The organism is Paenibacillus jamilae (assembly GCF_050482105.1).
Classification (GTDB): domain Bacteria; phylum Bacillota; class Bacilli; order Paenibacillales; family Paenibacillaceae; genus Paenibacillus; species Paenibacillus jamilae_B.
In genome coordinates, this window is sequence record NZ_JBCNHI010000011.1 from 290,111 (window position 1) to 315,859 (window position 25,749).

The 25,749-nt window shown below is 46.6% G+C and carries 19 protein-coding genes and 1 pseudogene; 15 read left to right on the plus strand and 5 right to left on the minus strand.

The features are described from left to right. Positions 1–5: 5 nt before the first annotated feature. The 3 genes from ABEW32_RS08720 to hcp all read left to right on the plus strand — a co-directional run bounded on the left by ABEW32_RS08720 (position 6) and on the right by hcp (position 4,688). Positions 6–2,006, plus strand: coding sequence for a cache domain-containing sensor histidine kinase (locus ABEW32_RS08720; RefSeq protein ID WP_430186605.1), 2,001 nt, complete (start codon positions 6–8; stop codon positions 2,004–2,006). Next, positions 1,957–3,258: a response regulator gene (locus ABEW32_RS08725; RefSeq protein ID WP_430186607.1), complete on the plus strand. Its 1,302-nt coding sequence runs from the start codon at positions 1,957–1,959 to the stop codon at positions 3,256–3,258. Before ABEW32_RS08720 ends, ABEW32_RS08725 begins: the two co-directional genes overlap by 50 nt. A gap of 137 nt (positions 3,259–3,395) precedes the next feature. Further along, positions 3,396–4,688: a hydroxylamine reductase gene (gene hcp / locus ABEW32_RS08730; protein WP_017426382.1), complete on the plus strand. Its 1,293-nt coding sequence runs from the start codon at positions 3,396–3,398 to the stop codon at positions 4,686–4,688. A gap of 48 nt (positions 4,689–4,736) precedes the next feature. Here the strand turns inward: hcp and ABEW32_RS08735 are convergent, their stop codons facing one another. Further along, complete coding sequence (locus ABEW32_RS08735) at positions 4,737–5,084, minus strand: helix-turn-helix domain-containing protein (RefSeq protein WP_330707708.1); 348 nt, start codon at positions 5,082–5,084, stop codon at positions 4,737–4,739. Between the two features lie 209 nt (positions 5,085–5,293). Here ABEW32_RS08735 and ABEW32_RS08740 point away from each other — a divergent pair, with 209 nt between their 5' ends. The 6 genes and pseudogenes from ABEW32_RS08740 (at position 5,294) to mmsB (ending at position 12,774) form a co-directional block, all read left to right on the plus strand. After that, on the plus strand, positions 5,294–5,797 hold the full coding sequence (locus ABEW32_RS08740; protein ID WP_430186610.1) for a hypothetical protein: 504 nt from the start codon (positions 5,294–5,296) through the stop codon (positions 5,795–5,797). A 141-nt stretch (positions 5,798–5,938) separates the two neighbouring features. Continuing rightward, positions 5,939–6,265: a nucleoside triphosphate pyrophosphohydrolase gene (locus ABEW32_RS08745; protein WP_430186612.1), complete on the plus strand. Its 327-nt coding sequence runs from the start codon at positions 5,939–5,941 to the stop codon at positions 6,263–6,265. Further along, positions 6,249–8,692: pseudogene (locus ABEW32_RS08750) on the plus strand (DEAD/DEAH box helicase family protein). The gene ABEW32_RS08745 and the pseudogene ABEW32_RS08750 overlap by 17 nt, the downstream one beginning before the upstream one ends. 266 nt (positions 8,693–8,958) lie before the next feature. After that, on the plus strand, positions 8,959–10,044 hold the full coding sequence (gene chvE / locus ABEW32_RS08755; RefSeq protein ID WP_017426385.1) for a multiple monosaccharide ABC transporter substrate-binding protein: 1,086 nt from the start codon (positions 8,959–8,961) through the stop codon (positions 10,042–10,044). 32 nt (positions 10,045–10,076) lie between these two features. Further along, positions 10,077–11,627, plus strand: a complete 1,551-nt coding sequence (gene mmsA / locus ABEW32_RS08760; RefSeq protein ID WP_430186614.1) for a multiple monosaccharide ABC transporter ATP-binding protein — start codon at positions 10,077–10,079, stop codon at positions 11,625–11,627. Beyond that, a complete protein-coding gene (gene mmsB, locus ABEW32_RS08765) occupies positions 11,611–12,774 on the plus strand; it encodes a multiple monosaccharide ABC transporter permease (RefSeq protein ID WP_430186616.1) in 1,164 nt (387 codons plus the stop codon). The genes mmsA and mmsB overlap by 17 nt, the downstream gene beginning before the upstream one ends. 106 nt (positions 12,775–12,880) lie before the next feature. On the opposite strand, the gene ABEW32_RS08770 is transcribed toward mmsB, so the two are convergent. Further along, entirely contained in the window at positions 12,881–13,786 is a 906-nt protein-coding gene (locus tag ABEW32_RS08770) for an SDR family oxidoreductase (protein ID WP_430186618.1), read from the minus strand. 79 nt (positions 13,787–13,865) lie between these two features. After that, on the minus strand, positions 13,866–14,618 hold the full coding sequence (locus ABEW32_RS08775; protein WP_430186620.1) for an MBL fold metallo-hydrolase: 753 nt from the start codon (positions 14,616–14,618) through the stop codon (positions 13,866–13,868). Positions 14,619–14,777: 159 nt separating this feature from the next. Between ABEW32_RS08775 and ABEW32_RS08780 the strand changes: the two genes are divergently transcribed. Further along, positions 14,778–15,203 carry an Lrp/AsnC family transcriptional regulator gene (locus ABEW32_RS08780; protein ID WP_123796852.1) on the plus strand — a complete coding sequence of 142 codons (426 nt, stop codon included), beginning with the start codon at positions 14,778–14,780 and terminating at the stop codon, positions 15,201–15,203. A gap of 63 nt (positions 15,204–15,266) precedes the next feature. Here ABEW32_RS08780 and ABEW32_RS08785 read toward each other — a convergent pair whose 3' ends face one another. Further along, positions 15,267–15,743, minus strand: a complete 477-nt coding sequence (locus ABEW32_RS08785) for a GNAT family N-acetyltransferase (protein ID WP_430187032.1) — start codon at positions 15,741–15,743, stop codon at positions 15,267–15,269. Between the two features lie 136 nt (positions 15,744–15,879). Here ABEW32_RS08785 and ABEW32_RS08790 point away from each other — a divergent pair, with 136 nt between their 5' ends. Then, positions 15,880–16,803, plus strand: coding sequence for an EcsC family protein (locus tag ABEW32_RS08790; protein ID WP_430186622.1), 924 nt, complete (start codon positions 15,880–15,882; stop codon positions 16,801–16,803). 108 nt (positions 16,804–16,911) lie between these two features. Here ABEW32_RS08790 and ABEW32_RS08795 read toward each other — a convergent pair whose 3' ends face one another. Beyond that, positions 16,912–18,180 carry an MFS transporter gene (locus ABEW32_RS08795; RefSeq protein WP_430186624.1) on the minus strand — a complete coding sequence of 423 codons (1,269 nt, stop codon included), beginning with the start codon at positions 18,178–18,180 and terminating at the stop codon, positions 16,912–16,914. A gap of 416 nt (positions 18,181–18,596) precedes the next feature. Here ABEW32_RS08795 and ABEW32_RS08800 point away from each other — a divergent pair, with 416 nt between their 5' ends. The 4 genes from ABEW32_RS08800 to ABEW32_RS08815 all read left to right on the plus strand — a co-directional run bounded on the left by ABEW32_RS08800 (position 18,597) and on the right by ABEW32_RS08815 (position 25,713). Next, positions 18,597–20,366, plus strand: a complete 1,770-nt coding sequence (locus ABEW32_RS08800; protein ID WP_430186626.1) for an acid phosphatase — start codon at positions 18,597–18,599, stop codon at positions 20,364–20,366. Between the two features lie 279 nt (positions 20,367–20,645). Then, a complete protein-coding gene (locus tag ABEW32_RS08805; RefSeq protein ID WP_430186628.1) occupies positions 20,646–22,052 on the plus strand; it encodes a sucrose-specific PTS transporter subunit IIBC in 1,407 nt (468 codons plus the stop codon). Between the two features lie 18 nt (positions 22,053–22,070). Continuing rightward, on the plus strand, positions 22,071–24,329 hold the full coding sequence (gene bglX, locus ABEW32_RS08810; protein WP_430186630.1) for a beta-glucosidase BglX: 2,259 nt from the start codon (positions 22,071–22,073) through the stop codon (positions 24,327–24,329). Beyond that, positions 24,322–25,713 carry a glycoside hydrolase family 32 protein gene (locus tag ABEW32_RS08815; RefSeq protein WP_430186632.1) on the plus strand — a complete coding sequence of 464 codons (1,392 nt, stop codon included), beginning with the start codon at positions 24,322–24,324 and terminating at the stop codon, positions 25,711–25,713. Before bglX ends, ABEW32_RS08815 begins: the two co-directional genes overlap by 8 nt. Positions 25,714–25,749: the final 36 nt, after the last annotated feature.

The window sequence follows — 25,749 nt, forward strand, 5'->3', positions numbered from 1 at the left end:
ATCAAATGATGCCGAGGTTACGCTTGCGCAATATGCCTTTACGCTACCAGCTTATGGTGCTGTTCCTGTTGTTTGGCATCGTGCCTTCGCTGGGACTAGGCCTGCTGGTCAATTGGACGGTGGAGCGGATTATTGAGCGGCAGGTCGAAAACCATACGATGCAGTTGATTGGCAAGGTGAACGAAGCGCTGGATACCAAAATGGAAAATTTGCAGAACATGACGTATCTGATTGGTTTTAACCCTGACATCGGGGAGTTCTGGAAAGGGAAAACGCTGGCTGATGGCCACGCGGGTCATACGAGCAGTATGACGCCAGAAAATCAGGAGAAGCAAGCACAGAAGCCTCTCCTAAATCAGACTACCAGCCCTAAGCAGGCATTAAGCTCCGTACAGGAGCAGGATACGCTGTATAAAATGAAGCAATTTTTGCAGGGCTTTACCACCCTATATCCTGAAATTGCTGGGATTCTGATCGTGAACGAAAAAGGAGATTATATCAGCAATGAAATGTATGCTCGAAGCACACGCAGTCTGACGGAAGAAGACTGGTACACACAGGCGGCGCAGCATGCAGGGATATTCACTGTGCTGGGACAGCCAAGTCACCGTAATGTGACCACTCATGTCCGGTACAAGGACAGTGAAATTGTCTCTGTCGTCCGTTCGGTCACGGATTCGGAGACAGGACATGTACTGGGTGTAATTATGATTGATCTTAAGCTGCGCGCGGTGTCGCAAGCTGCCAGAGATGTAACCTTGGGCAAAAGCGGGTATGTCATGGTGACAGATGCCAAGGGACGCAGTGTATATATGCCAGATATGCCTTTGATTGAGCGCATTCCGCCGCAATGGTTCGGGCCAGAGGATAGCGGGATGTTTACCCGTGAAGCCGGAGGCAGGGAATTGCTGTTCATGTTCCAGGCTTCCGAGTTCACGGGCTGGAGAACCGTGGGAGTATTCCCGGCACGCGAATCTACACTGGAAGTGCGGCAAATTCAGTTCTACGTTGTCTGTTTTGTTTTCATTGTATGTCTGTTTGGCTTAACGGCATCCTTGCGATTGTCCAGTTCTATCGCGCAGCCAATTTTCCGGCTTATGTCTTATATGCGTACAGCAGAGACGGGGGATCTTACGGTTCGCCAATGGAGTGAGCGCGGGGATGAAATCGGAATGCTGGGCCGGAGCTTTAACCGGATGCTGGAGCAAATCCGCCGTCTCATGTCGCTTAGCGAACTGAGGGAACGACAAAAACGGGATGCCGAACTACGCAGTCTTCAAGAGCATATTAAGCCGCATTTTCTATACAATACGCTAGATACCATTCATTGGATGGCCCGAAAAAATGGAGCAGACGACGTATCCGATATGGTGGGGGCGTTATCGAGATTGTTCCGCCTCGGGCTGAGCAAAGGAGATGACTTTATTCCGCTGCGCACCGAGATTGAGCATATCTCAAGCTATATGCAAATCCAGCAAACCCGTTATCGTGACCGGCTTCGCTGGGAGTTGAATGTACCCGACGAACTGAAGGATCTGTTCGTGTTGAAGCTGATGCTTCAGTCTGTGGTGGAAAATGCGATTTATCACGGCATCAAGGCCAGACGCGGTCCAGGCACGATTTGCGTAGAAGCTAAAGCCGAGGACGGCAAGCTGCTGCTGACGGTACGTGACGACGGTGCAGGGATGACGGCGGAGCGTCTGTGTGAGTTGCGTGAATGGCTGGAAATACCGCTGGAGGCGATGGAAGGAAGACGGAAACAAAAGGAAGTTCGTACAAATGGCAGAAGCTACGGCATGCTGAATGTACAAGCGCGTATCCGATTGTCTTTTGGCGAGGAATATGGAATTACATTGGACAGTAAAGAAGGGACAGGTACCTGCGTTACAATCACTCATCCGTTGCTGCTGGATATGGCGCAACTGAAGAAGCCTTATGACAAAGGAGAGGGTCAGGATGACGAAATCCAAGGGAACAGACAACGCGACAATGGCGAGTCTGATTGACCAGGCCATACCAGAAGTGACGATAGGGACGGCCCGACGTTATCAAGTATTGATCGCAGATGATGAGCCGATCATTCGTGAGGGGATTCGGGATTGCCTGGACTGGGCGGCTCTGGGCATGGAGGTTGTAGCCGAAGCCGAGGACGGTGAAGAAGCGCTGGAACTGGTTGATCAGCTTAGCATCGACATCGTGCTGGTCGATATGAACATGCCGTTCATGGATGGGATTGAACTGATTCGGCGGCTGCGGGAAGAACGTCCGGAGTGCCGTTGCCTGATCATTTCCGGGCATGATGAATTCGCTTATGCGCAGGAGGCTGTTCGACTCGGCGTAGAGGATTATATTTTGAAGCCCGTAGATGCGAAGCAGCTTCACGCTGCATTGTCGCGCCTGCGTCAGCGACTGGACGAGGAGCGCAAACGTGCCGCCTATGTGGAACAAGCCGCCGGGCAGATTGAACGGAACATTCCGCTGCTGCGTCAGCGATTTTGCCTGGAATGGCTGGAAGGACAGCACACGGGAAAAGACGTCATGGAGCAGTTGGCGTTTTTACGTCTTCCATCCGGGCCGCCTGTTCAAATCGGCGCGGTACGGTGGCCAGCGGCAGAGGCAAGGCAGACAATTATGCGTGAGAATGATCGCCAGTTGTTTCTTTTCGCCGCCGAAAATATTATTGGCGAACTGCTGGAGGACCGATCGCATGTGTTGTTCCGCGATGCGAACGGGCTGATCGGCATATGCCTGTGGCAGGAGGCACCTGAGACGATCGGCGCTTCCATAGAGCAGGCCATTGGCCGCTACCTGAATATAGCGGTTCACACACATGTGGAGTCCAACACGGGTGGGCTGGAAGGCGCAATCGATGCGTACCGGGTGAGCCGGGATCGGGTGTACGGTGAAGCACAGCTATCGCCCATCGTACGCCGGGCACGGCAGCTTATTCAGGAAGGTTATGCCGATCGCGAGCTGACGCTGGAAGCTCTTGCCTCGCGGCTACAGGTATCGGCTGTATATCTCAGCCGTGTGCTCAAAAAGGAGCTCAACGACAGCTTCGTGACCCTCGTCACGCGTGCCCGTATCCGCAAAGCAGTGCAGCTGCTGGACTCTACGACGTTATCTGTGCTTGATATAGCAGAACGCACGGGATACGACAGTCAGCACTATTTTAGCACTGCTTTTAAAAAGACGATGGGCGTGTCGCCTGTACAGTACCGTAAGGGCGGGGGAATTCAGGAAAATTCGTCGGAATAGGAATGACTGAATTGCTCTGCACCGTCTCATGATCATTTGTGTTAAAAAAGTGTGTGTGTAATCACACCCGCACGTTCAGGGGTTTGATACGCTGTAGATAACGAACAAATATCTATCAATATTTGGAGGAAAACGATATGTTTTGTTATCAGTGTGAACAGACGCCGAGTGGCGGGTGTAAAGTCATTGGGGTGTGCGGAAAAAATGAGACAGTAGCGAGCTTGCAGGATACAATGATTTTTGCATTAAAAGGGATTGCTGCCTATGCCACACATGCACGTCAGTTGGGATATACCGATCCTGAGGTGGATCGGATCACGCATGAAGCGTTATATATGACCTTAACCAATTCTAACTTTAATGTACAAGAGCATTTGGAAATGGCGATGAAGGTCGGAAATGCAGCTGTACGGATCATGGATGTGCTGGATCGTGCCCATACGGACCGTTTTGGCATTCCACAGCCGATTACCGTCAGCCAAAATAAAATCGAAGGTCAATGTATTGTCGTGACCGGACATAATCTGTACGCGCTGGAGGAATTACTGCGACAGACCGAAGGAAAGGGCATCAACATCTACACCCACTCGGAAATGCTGCCTGCCCACGGTTATCCGGCATTGAAGAAATATGCACATCTCAAGGGCAATATCGGTAAGGCCTGGTACGATCAACGCAGATTGTTCGAGGAGTTCCCGGGCGCAATCCTTGCCACCACGAACTGTGTTATGCCGATTAAAGGCACATATGCAGACCGCTTCTTCTCTTATGAAGTAGCCGGGCTGGAGGGTGTTGCCAAAATTGTGAACGACGATTTCTCCCCACTGATTGAACGCGCGTTGGCCCTGCCAGCCGCAGATGTAGACTCTGAACAAGTGCTTACGACAGGATACCATCATGAGACGGTTATTGGGCTGGCACCTGAGATTATTCAGGCCGTTAAAGACGGACATATCCGCCGTTTCTTCGTCATCGCAGGCTGCGACGCACCAGGCAAAGGCGGCAACTATTACCGCGAGCTGGCTACATCCTTGCCAAACGACACGGTCATTCTGACCACGTCTTGTGGTAAATTCCGCTTTAATGACGTGGACTACGGCACCGTTGGAGATACTGGCATTCCACGTTATATTGATTTGGGTCAGTGCAACAATTCCGGTTCTACTGTGAAAATCGCTCTGGCTTTAGCGGATGCTTTTGGTTGTACAGTGAACGAGCTGCCTGTCAGCATTGTGCTGTCCTGGTTTGAGCAAAAAGCAGTTGCCATTCTGCTAGGCTTGTTCAGTCTTGGCATCCAGGATATTCGCATTGGGCCAAAGCCGCCTGAGTTTATTTCTTCTGGTGTACTGGATGTACTGGTGGAGATGTTTGGCTTGAAGCTCATTACGACCGCAGAGGAAGATATGAAAGCGATGCTGGCGTTATCGTAGGGAATAGAATGGGTGGGGAACTGCAAAGTGCAGTTCCCTTTTTTTACTTCATCGTTCATCGATTCTAATAAATATGTCCGTAAGAATCTTTAAAGCGAGCTCAGTATCTTTGGTTTCACGAGTTCTTAGGAGAGTTAAAATGCTTTTTATACTCGAATCTTCTTCGGTAAGCTCATCATTTTCCTTCACATATGTAAGTAACTGATAGACGCTCACGTTCAATGCCTTTGCTATTTTCTCTAGATTTTTCAAAGATATATTTCTCTCCGCTCGCTCAATGAAACCAATATAACTCGAATTGAATCCTGCTTGTTCGGCTAAAGCCTCTTGGGAAAGCCCTTTAGACTTTCGGATATCTCGAATACGTGTACCGACTAATTCTAAAAGTTCTGACATGTTTACACCTCTCTATAGTTAGAAGTGTAGAGAAAGAGTTACATCTAATTAATATGCGTTAGTAAGTAAATTGAATTAAAAACTACTATATAGTAATATTCATTATGAAGCTTGTCCGATAGCTAGAAAATTATACATTTTAGTGGTCCAATGATATGCTACGTTGCTCACATTGTTGATGAAATTCTAATTCAGGAGTTGATTCCCCCATGAAACACTACTCCTTAAGCAACCAACTACATAGTGAAGCTGATTTCAAATTGCCTAAGTATAGTGACACCCACATATTGAATTGCATGATGGATTTTCAAAAGCTTGCCCAGTACCAAATGCAGCTTGCCCAGATGATGCGTGATCATGATCAATTGCGAAACTGCCTCATTCTTTGTGATCGCGCCATGTTTTCTATGGCAAAGGCCATTTATGTGCATCGAAATCAAATCATGCCTTTATCCATTAGCCTATCCATGAACGATCTGCTCAGACTAATTCGCTCGGATGCTGAGCCGTGTTTAGATATGGTGCTGTTTATGGGTACCATGCATTATCTGGTTTCCGGAGAGGAAGAAGCATCCAGGGAGACGATGAAGCTGGAGGAAGTAGACATGTTGCTGTATAAAACAGACTCTATTCTAGAACGTCTATCGCGGCGCATTGTAGCTAATCCATCGAAGCGGTATCCGTCTATTTTTAAAGAAAGTCCGTTCAATTAAATTGTTAAATTTTTATCCATAACACCCGATTCTTTTTAAGCTAATGATATAATGGCAAAAAGGGAGATATTGGCTAAGACTTACAGCCTAAAACCTAAACCTAAAACTAAAACCTCCGAATTAGAAAGGGTGTTATTGGTTATGCCTACATACAACAAGCTGGTGCGGGATCGGATTCCGCATATCATTATGTCTCAGGGGAAGGAATGTCGGACACGCATTTTGGACCCAGAGGAGTATAAGCAGGAACTGCGAACGAAGCTTCGTGAAGAGACTGAGGAATATTTTGCAGCGGACAAAAATCAGGATGCATTGGAAGAACTGGCGGATATGCTGGAAGTCATCCGAGCGCTGGCAGAAGTACATGGGGCGAATGTACCCGAGCTGGACAAGCTGCGGGCAGACAAAGCTGAGGCACGAGGCGGATTCCAGGAGCGGGTGTTCTTAATTGATGTCGACGAAGCTTAACGTCAAGCTTATTACGGATAATTTAGCGGATGAGCTTATAGCCGGAATTCAACATGCCTCTGGGATTTATATTATGACTTCATTTATAATGCATTCCGGGGTCAAGTTGCTGGCTCCGCATCTCAAGCAGGCTGTAGAACGGGGCGCAGAGGTGCGGATGCTGGCGGGGGATTATCTATATATCACACAGCCGGAAGGTTTGCGGGCGCTATGTGAGATAGATCATCGGGTTGAGGCAAGATTATGGCAAAGTAGGGGGACATCTTTTCACCCGAAGGTGTATTTGTTCGATTATGATAATGGAGAAGGATTGCTGATAGTAGGCTCATCCAATTTCTCATTCACTGCATTGAAGACGGGATATGAATGGAATTTGGCGATGAACGCGCAGGCAGAACCCTATACTTTTCAGTCAGCTTTGGACAAATTTATGCAGAGTTTTTACCATGAAACAACTCTTCCAGTCAATACAGATTCTATTGCTTCCTATGAGCAAGAATACAAAAGAATTCACCAAGAGAACCCTGAGTTGATTCGGCGTATAACGGATATGGAAGAGGCTGAAATTAGGGTAAGAATGGTGGAGGATTTGTCTGAACATACGGATGAGCAGTTACTTACACCAATTGAACCACGTCCTGCACAGATAGCGGCATTGGAGGCTCTTGAGGGAACACTGGAGGAGCAATATGACAAAGCAATGGTTGTCATGGCTACCGGTTTGGGAAAAACGTATCTGGCGGGTTTTTTTCTCGGCGGTTTCGACGTGTACTGTTTGTCGCACACAGAGAGGAAATTTTGTCTCAGTCACGAAAATCCTTTCAGCAGATTATGCCAGACCGAACTTACGGGATTTACAATGGTCAATTTAAGGATGGGGATGCAGACTGCGTGTTTGCATCTATATACACGCTTGGGATGAGAAAGCACCGAGAAGAATTTGAGCCAGACGCTTTTGATTTAATTATAGTGGATGAATTTCACCATGCGGCGGCACCCTCGTACTTATCGGTAATCCAACATTTTCAACCCAAATTTCTGCTGGGAATAACCGCAACACCGGATCGTCTGGATGGCAAAGATGTTTATGCGTTATGCGATGGAAATGTAGCCTACCAGGTTCATTTTATTGAAGCCATTCGAAGGGGCTGGCTGGCACCCTTCCAATATTATGGAGTATATGATCATACAGATTACTCGAAAATTCACTGGTTAGGTACCAAATATGATGATGAGCAGCTGGCGGCAGTGCAGCTTCAGGAAGAACAGGCAGAGAAAATCTATACTGCATGGGTTCGGCATAAACAGACAAGGACAATCGGGTTCTGCTCGTCAATACGTCAGGCAGATTTTTTGGCAAAATATTTCCGTGACAAAGGTATGAAGGTATTAAGCTTACATTCACGAACTGTGCAAATGTCCCGAGAGGAAGCGATTAGACAGTTGGGAGTCGGTGAGCTGGAGATCGTCTTTACAGTTGATCTCTTTAATGAAGGTACGGATATTCCGCAGGTAGATACACTTTTGTTTGTTCGTCCGACGGAATCACTTACCGTCTTCACCCAACAGGTAGGTCGGGGTTTGCGACTGGCCGAGGGGAAAACACATTGTGTGATCATCGACCTAATCGGTAATTACCGGAACGCAGATGTAAAGTTTCAGCTTTTTGCAGAGTTGGAGGCAGAGGATTCCACAAGGAAAAAGCAAGATGCAATTATACCAGAAGTGCCTGAAAGTTGCGAAATTCAACTTGAAACACAAGTTATAGACCTGCTGCAAGAGCTAAGCCGCAAAAGGATGCCGCACCGCGAAAAGCTGCATCGTGATTTTCTTGACTTAAAACAGGAATTAGGTCGTATTCCTACATATCTGGAATTGCACTTGCTTGGTCGCTCAATAAGTAAGGCATATCGGAATGAGTTCGGCTCCTATGTCGGATTTCTCTACTGGGCGGAGCTTTTGTCTGAACAGGAAAAAGAAACGTATGTTCACCACGAGGCGTGGCTGCGGGATGTGGAACGGACTGTGATGACCAAGAGCTACAAAATGGTCGTGCTCCTCTATATGCTGGAACGAGGGGAAGAACATTGGATGGACCCAGTAAAACCAGAAGATATGGCATTATTTTTCCATACGTATCTTACAAAAAAGGAATATCGGAGACAAAAAGATTTTGCCGATAAGGAATCAACAGGGTTGTGGGAATGGAATGCATTAACTGAAAGGAAGGTAGTGCAACTCATTTCCAATATGCCTATGACCAAATGGAGTGCGGCGAAGGGGAGCATGATGCGGTTCGAGGAAGGTGTATTTACACTAGCTTTGAAGGTAGAGGATGCCGACGAACGCGCAATACTATATCAATGGACGAAGGAAATTTGTCTGTATCGTCTGCATGTTCATTTTGAACGAAAGTTGAAGGAATAGATGTAAAGTTTTGGCTACCCATAGGTAGCCTCTTTTATTTTTTATCCACACAAAGGTTAAAATTTTATAAAAAAAGTTCAAAACCTGCAAAGACCTTCCCCGGCCTGGAATGATACCATGTGTTTGCACATAAAAAAAGAGAGGTGCTCATCGCCTCACTTATGTAAGCGCTATCTAATTAAAGATCTAATCAGCAATGACCTGAGGATTTCGCAAAATCCTTACCTTCAAATGACCTGCATCACATGAGGAAAGGGGAACTTCATATGAAAAAGGGAGCTGTTGTTGTTTGGCTTCTGGTTTTGGCCCTGATGCTCTCGGCCTGCAATCTGGCGGAGAGTGGAACGGGCAGCAAGGAAAAAGGCTATGTGGGTATTTCCATGCCGACCAAATCGTCTGAGCGTTGGGTAGGAGACGGGGAGAATATGGTTCGGTTGTTTCAGGAGCAAGGCTATAAAACGGATTTACAGTATGCCGAGGACGTGGTGGAAAATCAAATTTCCCAAATCGAAAACATGATCACTAAGGGCGTCAATGTTATGGTCATTGCTTCGGTCGATGGAAACACGCTGACGGATGTAATTCAGAAGGCACACGACCGAGGGATTCAGGTCATTTCTTACGACCGTCTGATTCGCAACACACCGTATCTGACGTATTATGCGACCTTTGATAACTTCAAGGTGGGCGTATTACAGGCGGCATATATTGAGAAAAAGCTGGGTCTCAAAGATGGCAAGGGCCCTTTCAATATCGAGCTGTTCGGCGGATCGCCGGATGACAATAATGCATACTTCTTCTTTAATGGTGCGATGTCCGTACTTAAGCCATACATTGATTCCGGTAAGCTGGTCGTGCGCAGCAAGCAGATGACGATGGCGCAGATCGCTACACTGCGATGGGATGGAGCACTAGCACAATCGCGGATGGATAATCTGCTGAGTGCTTATTATTCAGGGGCCAATCTGGATGCGGTGCTCTCTCCGTATGACGGCATTAGCATCGGTATCATTTCATCCCTGAAAGGGGTCGGATATGGATCAGCGAACAAGCCGCTGCCGATCATTACCGGACAGGATGCGGAGCTGGCTTCGATCAAATCCATTGTGGCTGGAGAGCAGACCCAAACCATATTTAAGGATACTCGCAAGCTGGCTGAGCAAACGGTCGTGATGGCCAACAGCATTTTACAGGGCAAGCAAGCGGAAGTGAATGACGTCAAATCGTATAACAACGGGAAAAAGGTGATTCCTGCGTACCTGCTTGATCCAATCTCGGTGGACCGGACGAATGTAGAGAAGGATATTGTCGGCAGTCACTATTACACCAAAGAGCAAATCGGACTGAAATAAGAGTAAGAATCCAACCGAAAGGAGCGTATCCCATGACTGGAATCATCTTGGAAATGAAGGGAATTACCAAAACCTTTCCTGGCGTAAAGGCATTGGAAAATGTGAATCTCAAGGTCAAGGAAGGCGAGATTCATTCGCTGTGCGGCGAGAACGGGGCGGGCAAATCGACGCTGATGAAGGTACTGAGTGGTGTATATCCACATGGAACCTACGAGGGGGATATTATTTTCCAGGGCAAAACGTGTGAGTTCAAGGATATCAAGCAGAGCGAGGAATTGGGCATCGTCATTATCCATCAGGAGCTGGCATTGATCCCTTATCTCTCGATTGCGGAAAATATTTATCTGGGCAACGAGCGCGCCAGTGGCGGCGTGATTGATTGGAAAGAGACTTTTGTCGGGACACGCGAGCTGCTGTCTAAGGTCGGTTTGAGTGAAAATCCCAATACCTTGGTTACGAACATCGGGGTCGGCAAGCAACAGCTGGTCGAAATTGCGAAAGCGCTCTCTAAAAAGGTAAAGCTGCTTATTCTGGATGAACCAACAGCGGCATTGAATGAGGATGATAGTGAAAATCTGCTTAATTTGATGCTGGAGTTTAAAAAACAGGGCATTTCCTGCATTCTCATCTCCCACAAGCTGAATGAGGTCGCAAAGGTGTCGGATTCGATTACGATTTTGCGAGATGGGAAGACGATTGAGACGCTGGATATGAAAAAGGATGAGGTCACAGAGGATCGGATCATTAGCGGTATGGTTGGACGCGATTTGACCAGCCGTTATCCAGAGCGTCATGCCAAGATTGGCAAAGTTGTGTTAGAAGTGAAGGACTGGACGGTGTATCACGAGCATCATGCAGACCGCAAGGTGCTGGATCAGGTGAATCTGAATATTCGCAGCGGTGAAATTGTCGGTATTGCCGGGCTGATGGGAGCAGGACGGACCGAGCTGGCGATGAGTATCTTTGGCAAGTCATACGGACGCAATATCTCGGGTCAACTGATTAAGGACGGCAAGCCGATCCAGAACAACACGGTTACGGACGCCATTAACAATGGCTTTGCCTATGTGACGGAGGACCGCAAGGAGTACGGTCTCATTTTAATGGATGATATCAAGCGCAATATTTCGTTGACCGGTCTGAACAAGCTGGCAAAGGGCGCTGTAGTTAATGAGCAGGAGGAAGTCGTCGTTGCAGAGGAAATGAAAAAAAGCATGAACATCAAAGCGCCGAGTATTTTACAGAAAACCGGTAACCTGAGTGGCGGTAATCAGCAGAAGGTAGTACTGAGCAAATGGATTTTTGCCGGACCGGATATTCTGATTCTAGATGAACCGACGCGCGGCATAGATGTGGGTGCTAAATATGAAATCTACACGATCATTCATCGACTTGCCGCTGAAGGCAAGGGCGTGCTGGTCATTTCGTCTGAGCTGCCAGAGGTACTAGGCTTGTGTGACCGGATTTATGTCATGAATGCCGGGCGGATCACCGGAGAGGTTGGCCGTGAGGATGCATCGCAGGAAACGTTGATGAGATATATGACCAAGTCAGGAGGCGTGAAGCATGGAAACCATAACTAAACTATTTAAAAATAACATCCGCCAATATGGCATGATGATTGCGCTGGTCGTTATTATGATTTTGTTCGAAGTGCTGACAGGCGGCTTGCTATTGAAGCCGATTAATATTACCAATCTGATTCTGCAAAATAGCTACATTCTCGTGCTGGCGATCGGGATGGTGTTGGTTATCATCACTGGGCATATTGACTTGTCCGTCGGCTCCATAGCCGCTTTTGTCGGTGCGGTTGCCGCTATTATGATGGTCGATTGGCAGCTTCCAGCGTGGGTCGCTGTAATTGCAGCTTTGCTGGTCGGAGCGTTAATTGGGGCATGGCAAGGGTTCTGGGTCGCTTATGTACGGATTCCGGCATTTATCGTTACCTTGGCGGGGATGCTGCTCTTCCGCGGATTAACAATGATCGTGCTGGAAGGTCAATCGATCTCTCCTTTTCCGGGGGGATTCCAGAAAATCAGTTCAGGCTTCCTGCCGGATTTTTCAGCTACCGGTTATAACCTGGTATCCATCATTGTCGGCATTGCACTTACGGTATGGTTTATCGTGAACGAAATTCGCGAACGCCGCTCTCAGCTTAAATATGGATTTGAGGTTCCGTCACAGGTGTTATTTGTACTCAAATTGATCGTAGTGGCTGCTGTGATTAATCTGTTCACCTTCATGCTCGCGAGCTATGCGGGAATACCGAACATTCTCGTCCTGCTGTTCATCCTGATCGTGGTATACTCCTTCGTCATGAACCGCACGGTTATGGGGCGCCATGTGTATGCGCTGGGTGGAAATGAAAAAGCAGCGGGTTTGTCCGGTGTCAAAACGAAAAAAGTAACATTCTGGGTATTTGTCAACATGGGCGTATTGGCTGCCATTTCCGGTCTCATCTTTGCTGCACGTCTGAACGCGGCTACGCCAAGAGCAGGTACGAACTTTGAGCTGGATGCCATCGCAGCTTGCTTTATCGGTGGAGCTTCGGCGTCGGGCGGGATCGGAACGGTTTTTGGAGCGATTATCGGTGGCTTGGTTATGGGCGTCCTGAATAACGGTATGTCTCTGATCGGCCTGGGGATTGACTGGCAGCAAGGGATCAAGGGCTTGGTACTGCTGCTGGCGGTTGCCTTCGATATTTACAACAAAAACAAAAGATCAGTTTAAGCTTATATTCAACATTGTAAAATAAGCAAACCTCCAGTCCCACTTGAAATTGTGGATGCTGGAGGTTTTTTGCTTTGTTAGGTTTTATGGCTATTAGCTAACCCAACTAAGTCGTCACCATTTGTCCGCCGTTCACATGCAGCGTCTGGCCGGTAATGTAGGAGCCGTCATCTGAAGCCAACAGCACATAGGCAGGGGCCAATTCATAAGGCTGCCCGGCACGCTTCATCGGCGTATTGCTGCCAAAGGTGCGAATGACTTCAGGCGACTGTGTGGCCGGATTCAGCGGAGTCCAGATCGGACCGGGAGCAATGGCATTCACGCGAATACCCTGATCGACCAGATTGTTAGCCAATGCGCGCGTGAAGCTGACAATGGCTCCTTTGCTAGCCGAATAATCAATCAGATTCTTTTGCCCGACATAGGCTGTAACCGAAGCCGTATTGACAATGCTGGCTCCAGCCCGCATATACGGCAAGGCTTCTGTAGTCATATGGAAGAAGGAAATAATATTCGTATCAAACGTATCACGAAGCTGCTGCTCACTGATATCCAGATATGATTCGCGCACAAACTGAACACCCATATTATTAATGAGGATATCAATACGACCGAAGGTTTCCATCGTTTTTTGAACAACCAGACAGCAGTTGCTTTTGAGCCTTAGATCACCTGGAATTAACAAGCAACGTCGGCCAAGCCGGTGAATGACATCACGGGTCTCCATCGCATCTCGATGCTCATCGAGATAGGCAATGACCACATCGGCCCCTTCCTTGGCAAATGCGACTGCAACCGCGCGACCAATGCCACTGTCCCCGCCGCTAATAATCGCCACCCGATCCTGAAGCTTTCCCGTACCGATATACTTTGGATTATCAAAGATAGGGCGTGGAACCACCAGGTATTCCAACCCCGGCTGTCTATATTGATGCTGGGGAGGAAAAGCAATCGGAACTTCTTTACATTGGGTTTCTGTACCATAATAAGGATGCTGATATTGCCAATTCATTGAATAATCCCTTCTTTTAGGCGTTTTGAAATCCAATATATTCGAAATAGGCGCAAACGGTGAATCGGGAATTATCGCCTTATGCCGAAATCGTCGCTCCATCTGCCGGAATATGGACACGCTTCTCCAGACCTTCACGATGGATATGTTCCGAAAGCTCGGAGCGAGTCAGTACACAATGGTTGATGGCTTCCATATGGACAGCAACGACTTGGGTGTAAGGAGCATGCTGTGCAACAGCTGTTACATCTTGGGCAGTCATAATAATGGGATCGCCCACTGTAAACCGCGCTCCTCCAGCGTTTACGATCGTCCAGTCAGGGCGGTATTTATCCAGTGCTTCCGCGACTTCACTGCACCAAATGGTATCCCCGGCCACGTAGACGACAGGCTCACCTGGAGCCTGAAATACAAAGCCGGATACGGGTCCCATCTGCTCCCCGATTTCTCCGGTTCCGTGATGCCCGCTTGTACGGGTAATCTCGATTTCTCCCACTAAGCCAGCCATAGAAAGTGGAGTAACCTGTGTAAAACCGTCAGCAGCGATCTGTTCTTCATTTCCGGGCTGGCAGAAGACGGGAAGCTGTTTGTCCAGCCAGCGTACTGCTGCCGGGTCCCAATGATCCAGATGCAGGTGTGTGACAATGACCACGTCAGGCTGTCCAAGCGTCTGCCATTGCGGTGGCAAGGGAACCAGCGGATTACGGAGGGTGTTTTCCGTATTGGGCACCGGCGGGTTGATCCCGGCATCACTCAGCATCGGATCAATCAGAAATTTTACTCCAGCGTATTCGATCCATAAGGTTGCGTTGCGGATTAGTGTGATTTTCATATATGGAAGCTCCTTTAATCGTAAATGTTTTTTTGACCGAATGTATTTTCGGCCGTTCTTGGTTTCTGCTACAATCATATCTGACGCAAGCAGATGCAGGCTACGGCCTGCTGAAAGGAAAACCAGCATTCTCGTTTCATCATGAAAGGAAAAATAACTATGGAACTATTCGTACCTGATGAGACCGACCTGCGTATTCTTCATCATTTAATTGAAGACAGCTCTTTAACGCACAAGGAGATTGGTCAGCTAGTTCATTTGACGGGCCAAGCAGTAGGGGCACGTGTTCGAAAAATGCAGGATGCAGGCATTATTGAGGGCTATACACTGCGCTGGAACCCTGAAAAAATTGGGCAGACGATTCATGCCTTTATTACGGTTTTTTTAAACTCAGGAACGACTCACAGTGCTTTTCAGACTTTTGCACGGGAGCACTCCTCTATTGTCGAAATTCATCGGGTAAGTGGGGAGGGCTGTTATTGGATGCGGGTGCGCATGTCATCACAGTCAGAGTTAAATGCTATGCTGGATGAACTTACGAAGTTTGGTAACTATAAATTGAGCTTTTCCATTGGCGAAATTTAATGATAAAAGCTTTCGGCGTTTGTGCCGAAAGCTTTTGTTTTGCGAGGTCAATCGAAGTCAGCGTTATAAACTCATTTTAAAAATATGCTGCAAGCCGTGTTGTCCCATTTTAGTGTTACCTTCATCGATAAAGCCGCATTTGAGATATAGACTTTGAGCAGCAAGATTACGGGCATTGACGCCTAGTACAATCTCGCGAATATGTGGAAAGTGTCTGGAGATATACTGTGGTAGCAGAAGCAGCCCTTGTTTAGCGAACCCTTGTCCCTGATCTGCATAATGAATAGAAAACGCACGCAGCAGCAGTGCCTCAGAAGTATTCGTATAGTCTGCTAATTCATCTCCATCGTATAAAATGAAAAATCCAACCGGCCTCCCAGTAGCCGTAATGACGACAGGATGGCGGTGTGGATCTTCCTTCGCTAGTGCCAGCATATCGGCGGGCATTCCAGTAAATTGCTTCTGCTCCTCAGGCAAATAAAAGGTATGTAAAATCGCATCATGCTCACAATGGTAAGGGACAAGCTCTACATTATTCATCATTACATTCCGTCCGATCTGTATAAATTTCAACCTACTGTATCATTTTGTTTGCTAAAAAAAGAAACCTGAACTCGTCTTATCTACGTATTATCCATACATAAACTAGCATAGTCAAAAGGAGACGTCTACGCTTATGAAGCCGCTTATAGAATATCGGGAAAGTCAGGATGTATTGCACCAGGAGCTGAAGCATATGGAGAAGTGGGAGAAGGAGCAGAAGGATATTTTTTTCTGGGAAAAAATCGGCAGATGGCCCTTTATGCTGCTGGACCGGCTGACGCCCAAAATTATTAAAGACAAGCTGGAGCAGCTGCTTAACGAGCTGGGTAGCTTCATTCAGAATGGTGGCAAATATTTGGTGAAAGAAGAAACAGTCCTGAGTAAGCTGAACAAGACGGCCCGTGAATATATGATTCAGCAAAATGGTGCAGCTTCCGTCTTGGATACGGAGGATCAGCCCCGTGCCGGGGAAAACGCAGATGCGGAGCATAGTGAGGAATCCATGTGGGATTTGAAGCAGTTGGCTGAGCTCCCACTAGCGATCATGGATCAGACTGCGGACGATATGACATCAGGGCGCATTACCTTTGCCACCGCTCAGGGAGCAACCACGGGAATTGGTGGTGTGTTTACGATTGCGGCCGATATCCCTATTTTGCTTGGCTTGTCACTCAAAGTGCTTCAGGAAATCGCTTTGTGCTATGGGTTTAACCCACATGATAAGCAGGAGCGCATTTTTATTATTAAATGTATGCAATTCGCTTCATCTGATATTGTGGGGAAAAAGGCTGTATTAGAGGAACTGGCCTTGTTCGATGATCCTTCACGTCAGGCACAGGTTTTTTCTCAGATGCAGGGATGGAGAGAAGTCATTAACACTTATCGCGATCAGTTTGGCTGGAAAAAGCTGCTGCAAATGGTCCCGATTGCGGGAATTTTGTTTGGCTCCATGGCCAATCGAAGCGCTATTAGTGACGTGGCTGAAGCGGGAAAAATGCTATATCGGAAGCGTCGTATTTTAAAACGTTTGGCAGAAGTAGAGAATGGGTTGGAGTAGAAGTAAGAAATGGAAGAGGTGAAGAGTGGGGGAGAAGTGAGGAATGTAGCTGGAGTTAGTTGTTTATAGGTGTGCAGCGGCCAATGATGGCCGCCACACGGTTGCCTGTTACACTTCGGCTCCATTTTCTTCCGCCCAGCGATTCAGAGTTTTGTCTGTAGGAAGCAGGAAGGTTAAAATGCCGAGCAGTGGCAAAAAGCCGCACAGGAACATGATGTTGGTGATACCTACTTTGTCGATCCAGTTGCCGAGCACGAGTGCACCCACACCGCCGAGACCAAAAGCCAGACCTGTAATGAGACCGGATACCGTCCCGATTTTGCCAGGCACGAGCATCTGTGCATATACGACTGTGACCGAAAAGCTGGACAACATAATAAATCCGATAATCGCCAGCAGGATCGCCGTCCAGAATTGGTTGGCATATGGCAGCAGCAGCGCCAAGGGTGCAGCTAATACCATGGACAGAAAAATCATATTACGTTTACCAAAACGGTCTGCCAGCGGACCACCAAAGAAGGTGCCCAGCGCTCCAGCTCCGAGGAACAGGAAAATGTACAGCTGTGCGTCAGCCAATGGCATTTTAAATACTTCCATCAGGTAAAACGAATAGTAACTGCCAACCGAAGTCGAATACCACGAACGAACAAATACCAGCAGAATGAGGACAATCATAGCAAACATAATACGGCTGCGCACTTCGGGCTTCATACGGCGTGTTGCCGTTTTTTTGCGTGCAACGCCTTCTGTACGCAGGACGTTACCGTACCAGCGAGCGATAAATGATTGCACTACAATCCCGGCTGCCGCAATACCCGTGAACCAAATAGCGCCAAATTGCCCCAACGGGATAAAAATCCAGCTTGTGAGCATCGGTGCCAGCGATTGGCCTGCATTGCCGCCGACCTGGAAAATGGATTGTGCCAATCCCCGGCGTGATCCTGCCGCCATATGGGATACGCGCGAGCCTTCCGGGTGAAATGCGGCCGAGCCCAGACCTACGAAGATGACTGCGATCAGCACCGCTTTATAATCGGCAGCATAGGCGAGCAGTAGCATACCAGTCAGCGTAAAGCCCATGCCGATGGGAAGGATAGCGGGCGTAGGTCGTTTGTCCGAAAACAAGCCAATGACAGGCTGCATGATCGAAGCAGTAAAGTTGATGGCGAACGAGATCCAGCCGATCTGCGTGTAGCTCAGGCGCATAGATTCCTTCAGGATCGGAAAAATCGCTGGAATGACCGACTGAATCGAGTCATTGAACAGATGAACGAAACTGATTGCAATCAGAATCGCAAAAACGGTGCCTTTCGCTTGCGATCCCGGAAGGGGGAGCGATTGGCCCGTTTCTTTTTTTGTAGCAGATTTAGTAGTCATGGCAACCTCCGGGTAAGTATGTATATTTTAAGATATAGGAAGTAATCCGATTGCAGCAAATGGCTGAAAGTGGGATAAAGTCCCTATTTGCTCTTTGCTGCTAGCCCATCCTGCTGGATACTCTTTATTGCTTGATCCTTTAATTTACAACAGATTATCGTGCACTGAGTGTACTATATCTGCATAAGATATCCTTTATTTATCATTTTACTCTCGAATATGCATGAGTTGGTTCTCGGTTGAATGTTGTTGAAATTTCTTTTACATATAAATAGGCAAGAAGAATTTAACAAAACTAGGCTCTTTATTTAACAAACTTAAGATATGATTCTTTATGTCATACAACTTGTTGTATAGGTGATAGCTCTGAAGAGAAAGTATGAAGGGCACAAGAAAAGAGAGGATCTGATTTGAGAATGAAATTGCTAAGAAAGCCACTATCCGTTGCATTATTATCTGTACCATTACTTCTAGGTTCTCTGGGTGGAAATTACGCGAGTGCGGCAACACTGCCAACAACAGTAACTCCAACAGAACCGTCATGGGGATATTTTGTAGATCATTATAAAAATAATAGTGCTGCTAATAAGACGGAAAGCACCAATCCGACTCTCGGGTTGCTCTCTGAATTTAATAAGCTTTGGACTCCCGGCGCTACCTGGGACACAGGTACCAAACTAAACAGCAGTGTACTGGACGCTAATATTCAAAAAGTGATTGATATTGCTGCCCGTCGCACTTCCAGTGAGGCCGATGCGGCTTATTTGGACGACCGCCGAAATCAGAGCTACAGTGTAATCGACGGTCTGGGTTCACTTACTGATATATATCGAAAGAAGGCAGGTGCCACGACAACAATCAACGACGTTCCGGCCGATGCCACAACTAAGAAATATGAAGATGAGGGAACGAATGCAGGGGATACCAGTTCCAGTCTCGGCAACGTCGTGAATCTGGTCAATACCTTGCGTGGGGACTACTCTACGACGAACCCGGCCAAATCTTACTTTAGCTATCCTCGTCCGTTCCGCTGGAGCGACAATTCAGTAGTTGTTCCAAGTCTGATCCCTGCCCTCAAATCTGATGCTACTAATGATGGCGGCTTTCCTAGCGGTCATACCAATGCTGCGTATCTCAGTTCTATAGCTATGGCCTATGCCATGCCGGAGCGTTATCAGGAATTGCTGACACGAGCTTCGGAGCTGGGCAATAATCGTGTTGTTGCTGGGATGCATTCCCCGCTTGATGTTATGGGAGGACGCGTCATGGCAATAGCGATGGCTGCTGCAATCCTGTCTGATCCAGCCAATAGCAGCTTGAAGAAAGCAGCTTATCAGGATGCTCATAAACAATTGCTGTCCCAAAAAGGTACAGCCCCAGATCGGTTCAGCAATTATGCTGCGAACAAAAAAAGTTATAATGAACGACTAACGTATGGATTCAGTCAGATTAATCCAGCTACGACGCCCATGACAGTACCTAAGGGAGCTGAGGTGTTGTTAGAAACACGTCAGCCTTACCTTGACAGCACACAACGCCGTTGGGTATTGGCCACTACAGGTCTTCCATCCGGTTATCCTGTGCTTGACGATGCCGAAGGATGGGGACGCTTGAACCTGTTTTCCGCTGCTGATGGCTACGGTGCTTTCGTCAATAATGTTATAGTAAATATGGACGCCTCCAAAGGGGGTTTCAATGCATTGGATCGCTGGCGCAACCCTATTTCTGGTACTGGAAAGCTGACTAAAAAGGGAACAGGTACGTTGAAGCTTATGGGTAGCAATACGTATTCCGGTGGTACGCAGATCGATCAAGGCGTACTTGAAGGTAATTCGCAGACAGCTTTCGGAAATGGTGCAGTTACAAATAACGGGGGAACTCTTCTTAAAAACAATGCAGGAAAGCTGATTGTTGGCGGGAATTACAAACAAACAGCCAAGGGCAAGCTTGAACTCAATCTGCAAAGTAAAAATGATGTGCTCAAAATTAAGGGAACAGCCCAACTTAACGGAAAATTACGCCTGAATTTTTCTAACAAATATGTACCAGCTAGCGGTGCGACCATTTTAACCTACGGTAAACGAAATGGGGCATTTACTTCCATCGAAGCAGCGGGTTTGCCAAGCAATTATAAAGTGAAGGTTGTCTATACAGCTGATCATGTTCAGTTGAAAGTCACGAAGTAACCCAATAGGACAATTACAGGTGCACCTTTGGAAATCACCGGATAAACCATGAAGTTATCCAGTGTCCATTCTGAAGGTGCATTTTTTGTTCCAATACCAAGTCTATTTTTCGGAGTTATTTATAGCCAAGGGTATAAAAAGGTCAAAATTTGACCTTAATGTAGTAAAATAATCGCACTGTTTGAAAGCGCAGTCATGTTATTCTTAAGAAGCATATTAGTCCAAGTTTTAAAGAAGATTCAGACTAACTAAGAGGAACAGAGGAAAGGAAGAAGACTGATGAGTCTTGAGAAAGAATACGTTAAAATAGCCCAGGATGTCATTAAAGGGCTTGGCGGAGAAGACAATATTATTTCTATGGCACATTGTGCTACACGGTTGAGATTGATTGTAAAAGACAGGGATACTATTGATGATGAATTTATTGAAAATATTGATAAGGCAAAAGGGGTCTTTTTTACCTCCGGACAATATCAGATTATTTTTGGAACCGGTACCGTGAATAAGGTTTACGAAGCGATGGTCGGCCAGAACGTATCTGCGACATCAAAGGCAGAGCTGAAAGAGAAGGCCTCTACGCAAGATGATAACTTTTTCAAAAGAATGATCCGGGTTTTCGGAGATGTATTCGTTCCCATTATCCCTGCATTGGTAGCTACCGGCTTGTTTATGGGAGTTAGGGGCTTGGTAACTCAGCCTGCACTGCTACAGTTATTTGGACTTACACCGGATGATATTTCTGCGAATTTCATATTATTTACGCAAATACTGACCGATACCGCGTTTGCATTTTTACCCGTGCTGGTCTGCTGGTCTGCATTCAGAGTGTTTGGCGGGTCGCCGATCTTGGGAATTTTGCTCGGGCTCATGCTGGTAAGTCCTTCTTTACCTACTTCCTGGGATGTCGCTCAACATGTGAAGGAGCCTCTTTTGTTTTTGGGCTTTATTAAAATCGCAGGCTATCAAGGTTCCGTTCTGCCGGCGTTCATTATAGGGATCGTGGGAGCGATGATGGAGAAGAGAATCAGGAAATCCGTTCCTGAGGCATTGGACTTGATTCTGACACCGTTTCTGACATTGTTGCTCACACTGGTACTGGGCTTGTTCGTGATTGGTCCCATCTTCCATGAAGTAGAGGTTTTGATATTATCAGCAGTTACAGCTATTTTGAAATTGCCGTTTGGCATTGGCGGGTTTATTTATGGTGGCATTAATCAGATTATTGTCGTTACCGGACTGCACCATGCGCTCAACCTGATCGAAATACAGATGCTGGTGGATGGCGGCTGGAATATGGTTAACCCGATCAGTTCGGCCTCCATTTGTGCACAAGCAGGTGCGGCGTTAGCGGTCGGCCTGAAATCGAAAAGATTAAAAACCAAATCTATTGCCTACCCGTCTGCCGTGTCTGCACTGCTGGGCATTACAGAACCGGCTATTTTTGGGGTGAACATTCGTTATGGCAAACCATTCGTGATGGGCTTGATTGGAGGAGCGGTTGGAGGATTCTTCGCACGTATCTTTAATGTTCAAGCCACAGGTATGTCGATTACAGCTATACCTGGCTTGTTATTGTATCTGAATAATCAGATTTTTCTGTATGCTTTCGTTTGTTTAATCGGTTTTGGTGTAGCCTTTGCGTTGACGTGGATCTTTGGCTTTAAAGAAAAAATAGAGAACAAATAAAATTTAGTGGAGAGAATCATGGACAACAAAAGATTGCTTGAAAAATTGAACAGCCTTTCAATAGAAGAGAAAATCGGCCAGCTCATCCAACTAACCGGTGATTTTTTTGAAGGGGACATGGATACGGTTGTGACGGGTCCTTTGAAAAAATTAGGGCTAAATACGGACTATAATATTTATAATACGGGCTCCATATTAAACATTACTAACCCGGAAAAAATAATCCGGCTGCAAACCGATTATTTGGAAAAATCGGCTCATAAAATTCCACTGTTATTCATGGCGGATATTATCTATGGCTATCGAACCATTTTCCCGATTCCGATCGCTCAAGCATGTAGCTGGAGCTATGAGGGGATAGAGAATGCGGCTTCAATTGCTGCCAAGGAATGCTACGATGAAGGCATTCATGTAACCTTTTCCCCTATGGTAGATTTGGTGAGAGATCCCCGCTGGGGGCGGGTGATGGAATCGCCTGGAGAAGATACCTTGCTGGCGCGGAAATACGCCCAAAGTGTGGTGCTGGGAATCCAGGGCAGCAACTTGGAAGGTGGAGCCGTACCGGCTAATAAAATTGCTGCTTGTGTCAAGCATTTTGCCGCTTATGGAGCGCCTGTAGCGGGACGTGAATACAATGCCGTGGATCTATCGGAGCATGCATTGCGAGAATATTATTTGCCTGGATATCAAGCTGCAATAGAAGCGGGCGCCAAGCTTGTCATGACGGCTTTTAATACGTTGAATGGGATCCCTGCGACTGGAAACGAGTGGCTTAACCGTGACGTACTAAGACAGGAAATGAAGTTTGACGGTGTATTGATCTCGGATTACGCCGCTATTGAAGAGTTAATCATGCATGGTTATGCCGAGGACGAGACTTCCGCCGCCAGGCTGGCACTGCTGGCAGGTGTAGATGTGGATATGAAGACGGCAGTGTACGCTAATCAATTGAAGAATGTAATATCTGGTAACGACTATATGCTGGAGCTTCTGAATGAGGCTGTATACCGTGTCTTACAGCTGAAAAATGATTTGGGGCTGTTTGAGGACCCGTTCCGCGGATTACAGGAAATCGTTAAACGTTCAACCAGCAGTATTCTGTCAGACAAGCATAAACAAGCGGCACTGTCCTTGGCAGAAGAATCCATTGTGCTGTTGAAAAATGAAAATAATGTATTGCCGTTATCAAAGGAAACGAAGGTAGCTTTAATAGGTCCTTATGCAGAAGAAAATTCTACCTTGGGCATGTGGGCGATCAAGGGAGAGCAGACAGATACGATAAATTTGAAAACGGGGTTGTTACAGCTTGTTGGCCCCGACAATCTCTCGGTATGCAGAGGGAGTTATCTGCTACCTGTTGCTGCAAGGGAAACGTTCGATAAATATGCGGACAAGCTGGCTGTTGAAACCAGGTCCGAGGAAGCTCTACTGCTAGAAGCCATTAGGAATGCAAATGAAGCAGAGGTCATAGTCCTTGCTTTGGGAGAAAGTATTTATCAGAGCGGAGAAGGTGGATCACGAACGAATCCGACGCTACCAGAGCCCCAATTGAGACTACTTCATGAATTAAGCTTATTGGGCAAAAGGATCGTTCTGATCGTATATAGCGGAAGACCTTTGATCCTTACTGATATTGCTGGACAGGTGGACACCATTGTTCAGGCCTGGTATCCGGGAACGATGGGCGGAGAAGCGCTGGCTAATATATTGTATGGGAAAGTAAATCCATCCGGGAAATTAGCAATGACCTTTCCACGTAGCGTCGGTCAAATTCCGATCTACTACAATGAGCTGAATACAGGGAGACCGAATTTAAAGGAAAATGGCTCTTACCGCTTTGCGTCCCGATATATAGATGAAGTGAACGAACCCTTGTATCCGTTTGGCTACGGTTTATCTTATACCTCATTTGAATACAGTCTATTAACCGTCAGTCAAAAGGAAATAAAAACAAATGAGTCAGTGGATATCCGTCTTTCTGTATCCAACACTGGAAACTATGCTGGGAAAGAAACAGTCCAATTATATATCCGCGATAAATTTGCGAGTGTTGCAAGGCCAGTGAAAGAATTAAAAGACTTTAGAAAAGTATTTTTACAAAGCGGCGAGACTACAATTGTGGAATTTTCAGTGAATGAGGACATGCTTAAATTTTATGGACGTGAAATGGAATACAAGAGTGAGCCTGGTGAATTTGAGATTTATATCGGTCCAAGCTCACAGGAAATACTGTTAAGCTTTAGTTTTACTTTGTTACCGGAGGATGAACATGAATAAAAGCGACGCTTATCATCTTAAATATCATATTACTCCTCCTTATGGGCTATTAAACGATCCTAATGGACTTGCCTTTTTCAAGCACCAATATCATGTGTTCTATCAGTGGAACCCCAAAGGAACCGAACATCGAAATAAATGCTGGGGCCATGTAGTTTCGAGCGATCTGGTGCATTGGCAAAGGAAAGGTATCGCGCTTGAGCCTTCGGAATGGTATGACAAGGACGGCATTTATTCTGGAGGCGCCATAGTTCATGATGAAAAGCTGTATTTGTTTTACACAGGAAACGTAATCAGGGATGATGGAGTCAAGGAAAGCTATCAATGCGTAGCCATTTCGGAAGATGGGGAGCATTTCGAGAAAGTTGGTCCTTTGTTTGAACATCCACAAGGCTATACCAGACATGTCCGAGACCCGAAAGTATGGAGAGATAGGAATGGGAGCTGGTGGCTGATCGTTGGCGCTCAAAGAGAGGATTTGACTGGAGATACGCTTATCTACAAATCTACAGATTTGTCTGATTGGGAGTGCCAAGGGTCCTTTTTGGATCATGATCATGAATTCGGGTATATGTGGGAATGTCCTGATCTGCTTCAATTTGCGGAAAATGATATTTTTGTGTTCTCTCCTCAGGGTTTACCGGAAGCAGGCGAATATTATAGAAACCCTAACGAATCGGGATATATTGTTGGAAAGTTCATGGATACAGGAAAATTCAACGGGCATCTTGCCCATTTTAAAGAGCTTGATCGGGGGTTTGATTTCTATGCGCCACAATCATTTAAGGTGAATGATAGAACCATTATGTTCGGATGGATGAGCGCCATGAATGAAGAAGCGGAGAGGGCTGTTCCAACCATTCAGGAAGGCTGGATTCATACACTGACTCTTCCTAGGGAAATAGTGCTGTCTAACGGTGTGCTATACCAGAAGCCATTGCCGGAATTACAATTGTTAAGAATAGATAGTGTGCATTCCAAGGAGAACATTCACAAAAATAAGGATTGGCTGCTGCCTTCCCTGCAGGTGGAGTGCAATGTTCATTTTTCGAAGCTTACAGAGAACTTCAAAATGGTAGTCAGAAATGCTGTGGAAATTGACTATGATTCGGAAGAAAACAGTTTAACCGTATGGAGAACCAACTGGTTGACGAACCAGAGAGAGTACAGAAAAGCAATATTAGCCAGTCAACTTGCAGGCATGCAAATATTTATAGAAAGCTCAAGTCTGGAGATCTTTGTGAACGAAGGCGAGGAAGTATTTTCTCTACGCTATTTCCTAGAAGATGTGGAACAACGCAGTGTAGTGCTTGAAGCAGGAGACAATGAAGGAGAAATTGAGATTTATCAATTGCAGGAATGCGAAGTCATAATCAATCATTAAAACGATATGAGTATCTTTTACCTGAGAGCTACAAGC